The organism is Chryseobacterium oleae (genome assembly GCF_900115055.1).
GTDB classification, from domain to species: domain Bacteria; phylum Bacteroidota; class Bacteroidia; order Flavobacteriales; family Weeksellaceae; genus Chryseobacterium; species Chryseobacterium oleae.
This window is the reverse complement of sequence record NZ_FOVD01000001.1, coordinates 228,719-241,220: the sequence shown is the minus strand read 5'-3', so window position 1 is coordinate 241,220 and position 12,502 is coordinate 228,719. Positions and strand designations below refer to the sequence as shown.

Annotated in this window: 15 protein-coding genes and 4 tRNA genes; 7 read left to right on the top strand and 12 right to left on the bottom strand. The window is 36.8% G+C overall.

All coding sequences use genetic code 11. The features are described from left to right. Window positions 1-22: 22 nt before the first annotated feature. Genes BM143_RS01160 through BM143_RS01135 form a run of 6 tightly spaced genes read right to left on the bottom strand, consistent with a single transcriptional unit; the run spans window position 23 to window position 4,415 of the window. Window positions 23-382, bottom strand: coding sequence for a DUF4180 domain-containing protein (locus tag BM143_RS01160; protein ID WP_090022064.1), 360 nt, complete (start codon window positions 380-382; stop codon window positions 23-25). Between the two features lie 6 nt (window positions 383-388). Next, on the bottom strand, window positions 389-1,414 hold the full coding sequence (locus BM143_RS01155) for a serine hydrolase domain-containing protein (protein ID WP_090022062.1): 1,026 nt from the start codon (window positions 1,412-1,414) through the stop codon (window positions 389-391). Between the two features lie 29 nt (window positions 1,415-1,443). Then, window positions 1,444-2,295 (bottom strand): peptide chain release factor N(5)-glutamine methyltransferase, encoded by an 852-nt coding sequence (prmC, locus tag BM143_RS01150; protein ID WP_090022059.1) that lies wholly within the window; start codon window positions 2,293-2,295, stop codon window positions 1,444-1,446. Then, entirely contained in the window at window positions 2,296-3,054 is a 759-nt protein-coding gene (yaaA, locus tag BM143_RS01145) for a peroxide stress protein YaaA (RefSeq protein WP_090022057.1), read from the bottom strand. It abuts the gene before it with no gap. A gap of 5 nt (window positions 3,055-3,059) precedes the next feature. Next, window positions 3,060-3,761 carry a CPBP family intramembrane glutamic endopeptidase gene (locus BM143_RS01140; RefSeq protein WP_090022054.1) on the bottom strand — a complete coding sequence of 234 codons (702 nt, stop codon included), beginning with the start codon at window positions 3,759-3,761 and terminating at the stop codon, window positions 3,060-3,062. A gap of 42 nt (window positions 3,762-3,803) precedes the next feature. Next, window positions 3,804-4,415, bottom strand: a complete 612-nt coding sequence (locus BM143_RS01135) for an L-threonylcarbamoyladenylate synthase (RefSeq protein WP_090022051.1) — start codon at window positions 4,413-4,415, stop codon at window positions 3,804-3,806. Between the two features lie 101 nt (window positions 4,416-4,516). On the opposite strand from BM143_RS01135, the gene BM143_RS01130 reads away from it, so the two are divergent. The 4 genes from BM143_RS01130 to BM143_RS01115 all read left to right on the top strand — a co-directional run bounded on the left by BM143_RS01130 (window position 4,517) and on the right by BM143_RS01115 (window position 4,925). After that, a tRNA-Met gene (locus BM143_RS01130) sits at window positions 4,517-4,589 on the top strand. A gap of 39 nt (window positions 4,590-4,628) precedes the next feature. Beyond that, a tRNA-Met gene (locus BM143_RS01125) sits at window positions 4,629-4,701 on the top strand. Window positions 4,702-4,740: 39 nt separating this feature from the next. Then, window positions 4,741-4,813, top strand: a tRNA-Met gene (locus BM143_RS01120). Between the two features lie 39 nt (window positions 4,814-4,852). Further along, a tRNA-Met gene (locus tag BM143_RS01115) sits at window positions 4,853-4,925 on the top strand. Between the two features lie 80 nt (window positions 4,926-5,005). Here the strand turns inward: BM143_RS01115 and BM143_RS01110 are convergent. From BM143_RS01110 to BM143_RS01095, 4 genes are all read right to left on the bottom strand, one after another. Beyond that, a complete protein-coding gene (locus BM143_RS01110; protein ID WP_090022048.1) occupies window positions 5,006-5,758 on the bottom strand; it encodes a GLPGLI family protein in 753 nt (250 codons plus the stop codon). Window positions 5,759-5,779: 21 nt separating this feature from the next. After that, window positions 5,780-6,082: a hypothetical protein gene (locus BM143_RS01105; RefSeq protein WP_228430653.1), complete on the bottom strand. Its 303-nt coding sequence runs from the start codon at window positions 6,080-6,082 to the stop codon at window positions 5,780-5,782. Between the two features lie 496 nt (window positions 6,083-6,578). Next, window positions 6,579-6,824: an Ada metal-binding domain-containing protein gene (locus BM143_RS01100; RefSeq protein ID WP_090022045.1), complete on the bottom strand. Its 246-nt coding sequence runs from the start codon at window positions 6,822-6,824 to the stop codon at window positions 6,579-6,581. Between the two features lie 71 nt (window positions 6,825-6,895). Continuing rightward, entirely contained in the window at window positions 6,896-8,344 is a 1,449-nt protein-coding gene (locus BM143_RS01095; protein ID WP_090022043.1) for an aminotransferase-like domain-containing protein, read from the bottom strand. An 89-nt stretch (window positions 8,345-8,433) separates the two neighbouring features. On the opposite strand from BM143_RS01095, the gene BM143_RS01090 reads away from it, so the two are divergent. Both BM143_RS01090 and BM143_RS01085 read left to right on the top strand, forming a co-directional pair. Next, window positions 8,434-8,883 carry a GNAT family N-acetyltransferase gene (locus BM143_RS01090; protein WP_090022040.1) on the top strand — a complete coding sequence of 150 codons (450 nt, stop codon included), beginning with the start codon at window positions 8,434-8,436 and terminating at the stop codon, window positions 8,881-8,883. 522 nt (window positions 8,884-9,405) lie between these two features. Continuing rightward, window positions 9,406-9,981, top strand: a complete 576-nt coding sequence (locus BM143_RS01085) for a hypothetical protein (RefSeq protein WP_090022038.1) — start codon at window positions 9,406-9,408, stop codon at window positions 9,979-9,981. 46 nt (window positions 9,982-10,027) lie between these two features. Here the strand turns inward: BM143_RS01085 and BM143_RS01080 are convergent, their stop codons facing one another. Together BM143_RS01080 and BM143_RS01075 are read right to left on the bottom strand one after the other, a co-directional pair. Further along, complete coding sequence (locus tag BM143_RS01080) at window positions 10,028-10,609, bottom strand: hypothetical protein (protein WP_090022036.1); 582 nt, start codon at window positions 10,607-10,609, stop codon at window positions 10,028-10,030. Between the two features lie 241 nt (window positions 10,610-10,850). Next, a complete protein-coding gene (locus BM143_RS01075; RefSeq protein WP_090022034.1) occupies window positions 10,851-11,720 on the bottom strand; it encodes an ATP-grasp domain-containing protein in 870 nt (289 codons plus the stop codon). 410 nt (window positions 11,721-12,130) lie between these two features. Here BM143_RS01075 and BM143_RS01070 point away from each other — a divergent pair, with 410 nt between their 5' ends. After that, window positions 12,131-12,496, top strand: a complete 366-nt coding sequence (locus tag BM143_RS01070) for a BlaI/MecI/CopY family transcriptional regulator (protein WP_034725653.1) — start codon at window positions 12,131-12,133, stop codon at window positions 12,494-12,496. The last annotated feature ends 6 nt before the right edge of the window (window positions 12,497-12,502 follow it).

The following is a 12,502-nucleotide window of genomic DNA, read 5'->3' as shown; positions in this document are numbered from 1 at the left end:
TCAATAAAAAACAAAAGATTTTTCACCTTCCCAGCCTTTCCAAAGCCTCTTCAAGCGTTTCCGTAAAGTTGATGTGTCTCGTTTTATTGCTTTCAAAAATGAAATCCCTGATGCTTTTTCCGGGATACTTTTCAAAATTTCCTACGATGGCAAGACTTACCCGATAATTGGAGAACTTTTGTAGAATATCTCCGGCTATTTTTGTTTTGAGATCAAAGAATTCGGGTGTGAGGTTTTCTTCATAAACAATTACCTTATCAAAGCCCTGATAATAAATGTCTCCAAGAAGATCCAGCCCATCCTGAGCGGATTTGATGATGACTTCGTCAGAAACAACTTCTGCAATTTTTATGGAATTAATGTCGTGAGATTTGATTTTCATACAGTGCTATTGTAAAGTTCTTTTCATATCTTTTAAAAAATCAGCCAGCGGAAATACATCACCCTGATTGGTCAGTGCTATGATGCTACTGTTATTATTCAGATCCCTCCAGAATATCGCCCGGAAACCACTCAGACCACCAGTGTGACTGACGGTTTTTCCTCCATCAGATTCTTCAATAAACCATCCGAAACCGTAGTTGGAAAGTTTTCCATCAGACAGTTTAGCAGGTGTGTACATGAGATCCGTATTGCTTTTATTAATCAGTTTGAAACTCCTTAATGCCTGGTCAAAACGGAACAAATCTTCAGGAGTGGAGTAGATGCCGCCGTCTCCGGTTGTTAGGATTGAATAATCATCCAAATGTTTGTCTTTATTATACCCTGTAGCTCTGTTTTTATGGGAAGTTGAGGAATCGTATACCCAGGTATTTTTCATTCCCAACGGAACAAAAATATATTCATTGAGAAAGTTTCCATAAGACTGTTTTGAAACTTTTTCAATGATCAACGACAGGATAATGAAACCGCTGTTACTATATTCAAACTTGCTTCCTGAAGGGAATTCCAATTGGTTGAGACCGTTCAGCCAGCTCAGTACATCTTGGTTGGTCAGTCCTTTTTTGCTGAAAATAATCGATTCGTAATCCTTTATTCCTGAAGTATGGTTTAAAAGCTGCCTGATGCTTATATTTTGTGCATAGGCAGGCAGCTCAATATATTTTGATGCTTTATCGTCATAATTCAATAATCCTTCTTGTTGCAGAAGCATAACCGAAACTGCGGTAAAAGGCTTGCTTAACGAGGCAATATAGATCGGAGTTGTTTTCTCCATTTTTATATTTTTCTCCAGATTGCTAAGCCCTAAAGCGGTATCGCAAACTGTTTTTCCATGGTTTACAGCTAAAACAGAACCGTTGAATTCTCCCTTGTCGTAATAGTTTTTGACCACATTACGCGAGTTTTTCTCACAGGATGAAAGCTGCAGAATAAAGATAAAGCCGAGCATTGCACTGAATAAGGATGTCCGCATAGAGGTATGGATTAAGAAGATAAAAGTACTTATTTCTTTCCAACAATAAAGCGGTCGTTTTCAGATAAATCTTTGATGAGTTGGGCTTCAGAAAAATGTCCGGTATACAGTTCAAGGGTTTCTGGTCCAAGTTTCTGATTGATTTCCAAAAATAAAAGACCGTTGTTTTTCAAACACTGTTTAGCATCTTCCGCGATTTTCCTGTAGAAGATTAAAGCATCCTGAACAGGAGAAAATAGTGCCATTTTGGGCTCAAATTCCTTGACAGAATCTGCAATTTCAATTTCCTCTTCAATTCCTATATACGGCGGATTGGAAATAATAACATCATAACTTTCGGCTAATTCGAAGTTGAGATAATCCCCATGAATAAAATTGATTTCCAGCTGATGATGTTCTGCATTTCGTTTAGCCGTTTCCAAAGCTTTTTCTGAAAAATCAATGGAAGAAATTTGGGCTTCGGGAAAATGCTTTTTTAAAACCAACGGAATCACACCGCTGCCGGTTCCGATATCCAAAATCTTTAAACCCTGAACAGGAAGTTCTGAATCATGAATCTTTTGAATCGCAATTTCTAGGAGCTCCTCTGTTTCAGGACGTGGAATGAGGACATGCTCGTCTACGAAAAATAACATTCCGTAAAACTCAGTTTCACCCAGAATCTGCTGATAAGGTCTGCCGGTTTTTAAATCAGAAACAATCTGAATAAGCTGTTTTTCGTCATCAATAAGAAGTTCCTGCTCCGAAAGCCTTCTCTGATGAAATGAATCGAAACCTACTATTTTCTGTATAAAAAGAGCAGATAAAAAAGCACTTTCCGAATCAGTATACCGTTCGGAAAGTTCAGTTTTAAAATATTTTTTGAATGCTGATATCGTCATTTATCTTGTGAAAACCAGTTTTGTGTCCGTAGATTTTTCTTCATTGATCAGGTAGCCTTCATAGTTGAATGCTTTTACGTCATTTAGCGTTTTGGCATTGGTTTCTGCGCAGAATCTTACCACAAGACCTCTTGCATGTTTGGTGTAAACAACGATGGTTTTCAGCTTTCCTTCTTTCAGTTCGTAAAATTCAAAATCAATCACCTTATGATTCAGTTTTTTTCTGTCGATCACTTTTCCGTATTCGTTACTGGCCAGATGAAGCAGAAATTCTCCTTTTTTCATTTCAGAATTAAGCTGTTCCGTGATTTTTTCTCTCCAGAATTCATACAGGTTTTTGTATTCATCGAACTCAAAATGACGTCCCATCTCCAATCGGTAAAGCATCACTTTGTCAGAAGGTTTCAGCAGACCATACAGTCCGGAAAGCATTCTGTAGTTTTTCTGTAAGTAATCTACCGCATTTTTGTCCAGGGTTTTGGCATCCAGTCCTCTGTAGACTTCACCGGTAAAGGCGAACATGGCAGGAGCGGATTCTTTGGCTGTAGGTTTGTCTTTCCATCTCTGATTTCGTTCCCAGTTTTCATCAGCCAGTTTAGGCGATATTTCCATGAGTTCGGAAAGATATTTCGGCGATTTATGTTTTAAATAAGACTGTATCAATGCAGCTTCTTCGATGAATTTCGGAGTTGTAGATCTCAGTAAGTCGGTTGAATTCTCAACGTTCATCAGTTTCGCTGGAGAAGTTATAATTTTCATAATGTTTAGAATGCAGATAAATGTTTAATGTCAATAAAATTCATAATCATCATAGACACAAAGTCGTACATAAAATGACAGATGATCAGAATCTTAATATTTGAATATTTTTTATAAAATAAAGCAAAAACGGTTCCGATAAAGAAAGGAACTACGACCTGTCCAATCGTTCCGTAGGTGCTGTGCAGAATCCCAAATAACACGGCAGAACCAATAATGCCAATGTACGGGCTGCTGTATATTTTTTCAAGTCTCGGCTGGATGTATCCCCGCATCAGAAACTCTTCCACGGCGCCTGCAGTCAGGCAGATAAAGATAATCAGCGGATAGTTATTTTTAAAGACAGAAGAGAACTGAACCAGTTTACTACTCATTCCTTCCCGGGTCAAAAGCTGAACGATCAGATTCAGAAAAGAACCACCGAAAGCACAGATCAGATACAGCGCAATGACTGCTTTGATGTAAAACAGGCTGGAGTATTTCTTATCTTTCCACAACAGAAAAGTGTTTTTTTCGACAAAAAGGCTGTAAAGAAAAATCAATCCAAGAACCGCCCAGAGCGCGAATCTTGTATAAAAGAAATTAGCAGCATTAAATACTTTGACTCCCGTGATAACATAGATAAGCGGAAAAACATAAAGCATCAGTGCAGCAAGGAGTACAAAGGTCAAAAGAATTCCCAGTCCATATTTTCCGTTTAAACTCATAATTCCAGATGATAAGCGTTTTCAGCCTCCTTTAATATTTTACTAAATAATTCCTTTTCCCTGACGGATGATCTCCGGTTCTCCGGAAGTAAGATCTACAATAGTAGATGCTACGTTATCTCCGTATCCTGAATCAATGACAATATCTACCAGATGATCATATTTTTCGGCGATCAGTTCCGGATCTGTAGAATATTCAATGATTTCGTCATCATCTCTTATAGAGGTTGAAGCAATCGGATGTCCCAGTTTTTCCACGATAAGCTGTGGAATCGGGTGGTCAGGAACACGGATACCGATTGTTTTATGGTTTTTATAGGCTAATGGAAGACTTTTATTGGCATCAAGGATAAACGTGAACGGTCCAGGAAGATGGCTTTTCAGAAACCTGAAAACGGAAGTGTCAATGGGTCTTGTAAAATCTGAAAGATGGCTTAAATCATTACAGATAATTGAGAATTTAGACTTTTCCAGCTTGACTTTCTTGATCTGGGCCAGTTTTTCCATGGCCTTTATGTCAAAAATATTACATCCTAAGGCATAAATCGTATCTGAAGGATAGATAATCAATCCGCCGTTTTTCAAGGTTTTAATCACCTCATTCACAAGATTTTCCTGAGGGTTATCAGGGTAAATTTTAAGTATTTTTGCCATAAAACAAAGATACAAATAATAAAATAGTTTTCATAAAAGTCCTTTATTTAAAAGAAAAATTAGGATTTTCAAAAAATAGACGTATCTTTGCAATCCAATATCGCGGGATGGAGCAGTAGGTAGCTCGTCGGGCTCATAACCCGAAGGTCATCGGTTCGAGTCCGGTTCCCGCTACTAAGTTAAGTGCTTTCGGTAAGCACTCTAAAAATACACCGCGGGATGGAGCAGTAGGTAGCTCGTCGGGCTCATAACCCGAAGGTCATCGGTTCGAGTCCGGTTCCCGCTACTAAGCTAAGTGTTTTCGGTAAACACTCTAAAAATACACCGCGGGATGGAGCAGTAGGTAGCTCGTCGGGCTCATAACCCGAAGGTCATCGGTTCGAGTCCGGTTCCCGCTACTAAGTTAAGTGCTTTCGGTAAGCACTCTAAAAATACACCGCGGGATGGAGCAGTAGGTAGCTCGTCGGGCTCATAACCCGAAGGTCATCGGTTCGAGTCCGGTTCCCGCTACTAAACTAAATCGGTATAACAGAAAGTTATACCGATTTTTTATTTTATATAATGCTAAACTAGAGTCAATGCATCTTTATCTAATTGGAGGGTTGAGCTTCCCATTCAAATTGTTTTTCAATACCCATGCGTACTGTTAATATCTTTCCGGTGCTTCCATCAACTTTACTATTACTCAAAAATGCTTTATTAGTGGCATCTTTTAGCTTTACATAATCCTCCATTTTAGCTTTTGTATATGTTTTAAAATCGGGATTATAGTCAACTTTGGTATTGTCATTGCGGTCAACTTTTACTGCTTTCCATAAATCGTAATTCTTATTATCAACTCTTATGTCAAGTATTGCGCCAGGTAATCCAAAAAATTTAAAAGGGCCAACAGAATAAGGAATTTCATCAGTGTAATATGCTGTAATTGGAGATCCGCGAAAAATAGCAGTTGCCTTTATACACTCATAACCAAGTATTTTTTTTGTGCTTTCTTTATTAATTTTCCATTCAATATGCGGAACCTTATCATAAACAAAATAATAATCTTCCGCATTCTCTTTAACAAAGGATGTGAAAAAGAAATTTCTTTCTTTAGAAGTCTCATCTATGTTCGAAATGAAATAAAAATCCTGTCTTTTTTTATTCCCTGCTTTGTTACGGCTGGGATCTGTCCACATTATATTACCATCCTGTATTGATATCACCCTTTTGCCATCTGTATACAAATCCTCATATACGTTGGCTATTTGCGATCTAACATTAAGATACTGAATATGTAACTGCTCCTGTGCATAAGAGTTTCCAAAAAGGATTAGAAAGGATATTAAAAGAAATTTGCTCATAATAGATTGGCTGTTTTATACTTAATTTACATCGGTACTGGGAGTAGTGGGTTCTGTTTGTTGCTGTACAATGTAACCTTTAGACCTTAGGTCTGCGATTACACCCGCTTGATATGCCATACAGGATGTTAAGTTTGGCTGATCACTAGTAAACCATTGTTGCCCTGTTGGCTGTCCGTCAGCATTATAATAAGTAACCAGTACTCCACAAAGATCAAATGCAACTTTAGCACTTTGTTTGTTTTCAAATTTGTTTTCAACAGATTCTTTTGCCCCCATAAGGCCAGCAACTCCGAAAGCTGCTAATAAAATGATTTTTTTCATAATTGTCTAATTTTTAGTTTGTTATTTTGTCAGATTGCAATCTGAAAACAAGTATACAAATATTTTTTTATTCACAATTAAGGGAGTCAATATTTTTTAAAACTTTTTTATTATGTAAAATAGAAGCCATTTATGTAATAAATAAATTTTAATTCAATAGTTTTTTCCACGCAAAATCGAGTGAAGAAACTGCATATTTAGGAAGGCAAAGAAGGTAGCTATGTCGTTGATTAAGTTCATGGATAAGACATTCGCTTAGTCAAATCAATCAGAGATTGATTCTGTCTATGCAACCCTCAGAGTAATACATTATTAAGATAAAACTTTGCGTTTTAAAATAAATAAAAAAATAGGCATTCAGATTTTAATACGGAAAAGTAGTAGAATACTTGATATGGATATTCATTTCCGTATTCGCAAAATATCCTAATTGTCAGAATTCCGTGATGATTCTGTTTCTTGTGTGTTGTAATGAAAACATTGAAATTCGCATAAACTATTTTTCTTTATTCTTCCAAAGTATATAATCTTCCTGCATACAATGCCCGCAGGGACGGTAACTATTTTCCAATGCCTCCTGTTCTGATGTGAAAAAGACTCTGTTTTCCCGTTTCATTTTTTTACCGGAAGAACAATAAAGTCGTCCGTAAATTTTCAGCTTTCTATTTCCTCCAAAATTAATTTCCTTCTTTCTGATTTTACTCCTTACATCAGAATCAGCTATCTCGGTATGCTTTTCCATTGGATAAAGATCTTAAGTTACGTGTACGTAGACAATCCAAAGCTTGCGATATTGGCTGAGTAAATTGATGATCAGAAGCGATTCAATGCCGTTTTTAAGAAATCCACCGTTTTTTCCAGCTCTTTTTCATCCATTGAAGCAAAACCAAACCGGAAAGCATTGAGATTTTCATCAACACGTAAAATCTTTAATTGAGGAATTTCTAATAAGCGATGGACAGGATATTCCGATGAAAGTTGAATCCAGATAGCCATTCCACCAGATGGCCGGACATAGGAAATGTATGGACTCATTCTATCTTTTAACAGAGTATCCAGAAAGTCTCTCCGTTGATGGTAGATTTTTTTTGCCTTTTTAATATGTCGCTTAAGCTCACCTTCCCTGATGAGAAAAGCCAGGGCATTTTGCATATATCCGTCACCACCAATATCAATGATTTTCCGTAAGGCCGTACACTGATCTATAAAATTTTTCGGGGCAACCATAAAACCTATCCTGAGTGAAGGATCTAAGATCTTGGAGAAAGATCCTGTATAAATGATATTTCCCTGATGACTGCTTCCCGCCAGAGGAAGATAGGGTGAAGAAGTATAATGATAATCATAGTCGTAATCATCTTCTATAATGGCAAACGAGTAAGTAGCCGATAATTCATGAAGCTTCATTCTTCTGGCCGCACTAAGTGTGACCGTTGTAGGATAATGATGATGGGGAATAACATATACCGCATTGATTTTTTTCTTCCTGCAGATGATTTCAATGGCCTCTGTATCAATGCCATTTTCGTCCACAGGTACTTCTGTAAGTGTTGCACCGGTCTGTTCAAATGCTACATTAGCTGCCGGATAATTGGGAGATCCCACAATGATATTCGAGCCGGGGCCGAGAATGAGTTGTGCAGCGAGGTAGATGCTCATTTGTGCACCGTGAGTAATCAGAAGATTTTCTGAGCGGATATTCAGACCCCGAGTGTCAGAAAGATATTTTGCAAGTTCTTCCCGAAGCCTTATGGTGCCTTGTTCTGTACCGATATTGGCATTCTTGATGGTGTGTCTTTTGGATGTGTAGGATCGATACGTTTTCAGAAGGTCATCAATGGGAGAAAGTCTTACATCCGGATGTCCGTCGTCGATGACGATCTCAGGAAGTACGACAGTATGGAGCTTTTCTATTTTTTGATCAATAATTTTAAAAGGAAGGTTGAAATGATGTTCATAAGAGGAAAGAGCATTTTCCAGATTCCACTGTTGAGGCCTTAGTATAGGAATACGGTCGGCTACTGCAGTATATTTTCTTGGAATGATAATGATCCAGTCTTGCGCATGGAGTTCTTCGTAGGCTGCTATTACTGTTTTGCGGTGTACTCCCAATGTTTTTGAAAGTTCACGGGTTCCGGGAAGATGATTGCCAGGCTTTAAGACTCCATTTCTGATTGCTTTGATGACAGAGATCGCGATCTGCCTGTAAACTGCAGTTTTACTTTCTTTATTAATAGGTATGATGTGTTTGAATGGAAGCATACTGGACTACCTTGAGTTTAAAATCTGGAGTACAAATGTAGTCCTATTTAAAAATATTTTTGTACTGTTAATAAAAAAATAATACAGAAATGAATTACACCATTAAAAAAGCAGGTCTGGAAGATCTCAATGAAACGGCAGAACTTTTCAATCTTTATCGGATTTTTTACCGCCAGGAATCAGATGTGGAAAAAGGAAAGCTATTCCTGAAAGAAAGATTTCAGAATAACGAATCAGACGTATTCCTGGCTTTTGCCGACGGGAAAGCAGTAGGTTTTGTGCAACTTTATAAACTGTTTCATTACACCAGATTGCAGAAGCAGTGGCTTTTAAGTGATCTGTTTGTACACCCGGATTACCGCGGAAAGGGAATTTCCGTGGGACTTATCAACAGAAGCAAACAATGGTGCGAAGAAACAGATGCCTGCGGACTGATGCTTGAAACGGAGAAAACCAATGATGTCGGAAATGCTCTTTACCCACGCTGCGGGTTTGAGTATGACGGACTTCATAATTATTATCATTGGTGGAGAAGTTAGTAAATAGATGTTAGAGGTTAGATGTTAGAAATTAGAAGTTAGAAGTTGGAAGGATGGGAAATCTCGGTATTATTTCTGGTTGTCAGTAATCGCATTACCGCATCATAATATTATCAAATTACCACATCACCACATCAAGTAATACTACTTCTACACGGCTATCGATTTAATTCTACAAAATATTTTTCAGCATAATAGGCCGGAAGCTTACTTTTGTACCGCTCTTACTGACCGGGAGACCGGTGGTAGAGTTTATTTATGTTTAATAGATCTCCGCCTTCATTTTCTACTTTTTCCCGAATGTTTTTATGATGAGTACATAACAGCTTTCATGGCGGGGATCTTTTTCTACACCCTTAAAAAACGTTTCATCGGCTTTATTAATGATGAAATGAATTGTATATATTCTAACGATAAAGAGAACTGCATCTGTGGTTCTCTTTTTTATTCGAAACAGATTCTTATGGTTTTTTTAGATTAACTTGGTAGGTTAAAGATTTAAGGTTTAATTCATCATCTTATATGGAAACTATCATCATTACAGAAAGGAAAAAATCAATCATTACCGATTCGATCTTATTGACCGTATTCTGTGTTGTTCCTTTATTTTTCCTGATAAGATGGTTGTTTTTAGTAGATGAAGGGAGAATATTTATTGTTTTTTTGATCATTGTTACATTGTTTTTGCCAGTAGTGACTATTTCCGGATACATTTGGGATGTCAAACAGAAAATAATTTTATCAGAAGGAGGTATACAACTATGCTACGGACGGAATTTCGTTGATATTATGCATTTTGAAGGCGGTTTTTCCATACCGGCTGCTCATGAAACCCCGTGGTCAAACGTGACAGGATTTCATATCGATGCTTACGAACGGCAGGAACCCACAGAAGGCGGCGGTTATAGCACCACAATCAAATACAGTCTTATTGTTAAAATAAAAAATAAAGACAGGAGTGATGGTGATTTTGTGAAATTCAGTCCTGATTATTATGGCATCAGTCTAGGTAAATTTGAAGAACACCCGAATGCAATATTAGCTATTTGTGAAGAATATCAGAAGAATATTAAGAGGGAAGAGTCAGATGTAAAATAAAAATCCCACTTTAAAAAAGCGGGATTTATTATGGTATAGGTTAATATTATTGAGCTAACTGACTGAAAGGAGCAAGCTTGTTGTCATCAGACATCGTTTGTCCTAAAAAGTCTTTTTTCTGATCACCTTTCATTCTGCCTGCAGCATCATTGGCGTTGAAATACGCTTCACTTAGCTTTGTGGCAATATCAGCCGGTTTAAAATCAAATTTGGTATCACCTTCCACACCCAGGTATCCGTTCTTTCTCGTAAGATTTGAGATATAGTTTGCGTAGTTGATGAATGTATTTCTCAGGTATTGTGTATGGTATTCCATACATTTTTTAGCTTTTTTGGAAGAATTGTTCAGGATACAGTTCTTCATGTTATTTCTGTACAGGAACCATTCAGATTCCAGAATGCCGTATTCTTTTCCTAACGCCGTCTTTCCGTTGGTTACGATGTTGTTGTCACCTTCTTTATCAGCAATGGCCTGAAGATGTTTGATCACCAATGGAACCGTATTTTCGATCTTCGTTTTGGTTTCTTTTAAGATACTGAGATCTGCAGCCGGAGAATTCTTCTTTTGAGCCGTAGTCACGTTAAAAATAAGCAGTAATAGTACAATCAATAAATTATATCTTTTCATGAGAAATTTTTAAAGCACTAAAATAAATATATTTTCTCACTTTAAACAAATTCATTTTAATTTTATTTAATAAATTTTAACAAATCTTTAATATAATGAGTTCATTATTGTACAAATGATGATTGCACCCTGTTTATTAATGCTATTTTTTTACTTCTTGACATGAAGTAATTTAATTTACAGCTCGGGAAAGAAGGTTAATTTCACAAAATAACACTGAATAGCGACCTTCAGCTTCTCTTTAAGAGATTAAATCCATTAATGCCCGGTAATAGATTTCCAGTAAATCAACGTTACCATTAAGGAATAGATAGGGCTCTATCAGCTCCAGTTCCATTAATGTAAATGAATGGTTGATGAGTACACCGTCCACTCGTGCATAAAGCGTAGGTTGAGGCAGATTTTTTAAGAAGGCGCCTGCCTGTTCTATATGAATCGGGTCAGGTGTAGGATAACTGATGCTTCCTCCGTGATAATGCTGTACTCTGAAATCATCCTGCTTAGGTGTCTTCAACGAACAATGGCTGTATTGGCCATTGAAAAACAGAAACGACCATTCCCCATTTTTTATTTCCTCTGTAAATGGCTGCACCATATAATCTTCCGTTGTTAAAAATTGCCTGATTTCTTGTGTACGTTCCTCAAGATTGTTTTTAGTAACAACAACCGTATTGTGCGCGCCTGCACTCACACAGGGTTTTACAACCACCCGGTCTGTACCGAACAAATCAAAAAAACTTCCGTCGAAATCAGAACCTTTGTCAATATACGCCGATGGAATTACCGGAAGTCCGTTTTCTGCAATGTCTTTAAGATACTTCTTATGACTGTTCCATTGGATGATCTCTACGGGGTTTAATACCTTGATACCTGATTTTTCAAGTTGACTCAGCCAGTTTAAAAACTCTGGTAAGTGATTATGATAATCCCACGGGGACTTAATGATGGCTACATTAAAACTGGCCCAATCCACATTTTCATCGTTCCAGATGACGGGAACAACATCCAATCCTTTCCCGCTCAGAAATTTTAAAAGATCAGCATCCTCATCATTGGTAACGCCCTGTGTCAATCTTTCCTGTTTTTTATAACCAACTATTGCGATTTTCATACTTCTTTTTTTCGTTGAATACAAATTTCATCAAACAGGATTAATCTAAACAGTTACAGTTTGGACTATTTGGATAGATACAGATTATTTTTATACAAGTAAACAAAGATTGTTTTTAGATCAGTATGAAAAATATGTAACCCGCATATTTTTGAAGTCAGGGGTAAGAATTTATAACTTAATTGGAGTTTTTTCTGTAGATTAAACAGACAATAAATAAGAGTATTAAAAATTTAACATATTTTAATAAAATTTATTTCATTGATTATCAATTGGTTATGTATATTTGTTTTTTATCACTAGAAAATTAGTTGTTAGAATCAGATTTATTTCTACATTTGTATAACTAATTTCTTAGTGATATAGAATTCAATACAATTCTGGTCACAATAATGATAAATGAAAAGGATATGAAAATTCAAAATTTAACGAAAGCGGAAGAGCAGGTGATGCAGTATTTATGGAAACTGGAAAAAGGATTTCTGAAAGATGTTCTTGATCTGTTTCCGGAACCGAAGCCTCATACCAATACAGTCTCTACGATTTTAAAAGTATTGAAGGATAAAGAATTTGTAGACTACCATGTATACGGAAGACAGCATGAGTATTTCCCGCTGGTTACCAAAGAACAATATTCCGGGAAAACCATGAAAAGTCTTGTGAAAAATTATTTTAAAGGATCTTATAAAAGTGCGGTTTCTTTTCTGGTAGAAAAAAATGAAATGACCGTGGAAGACCTTGAAATGCTTCTGGACGAACTCAAAAAGAAAAATTAGCAGACT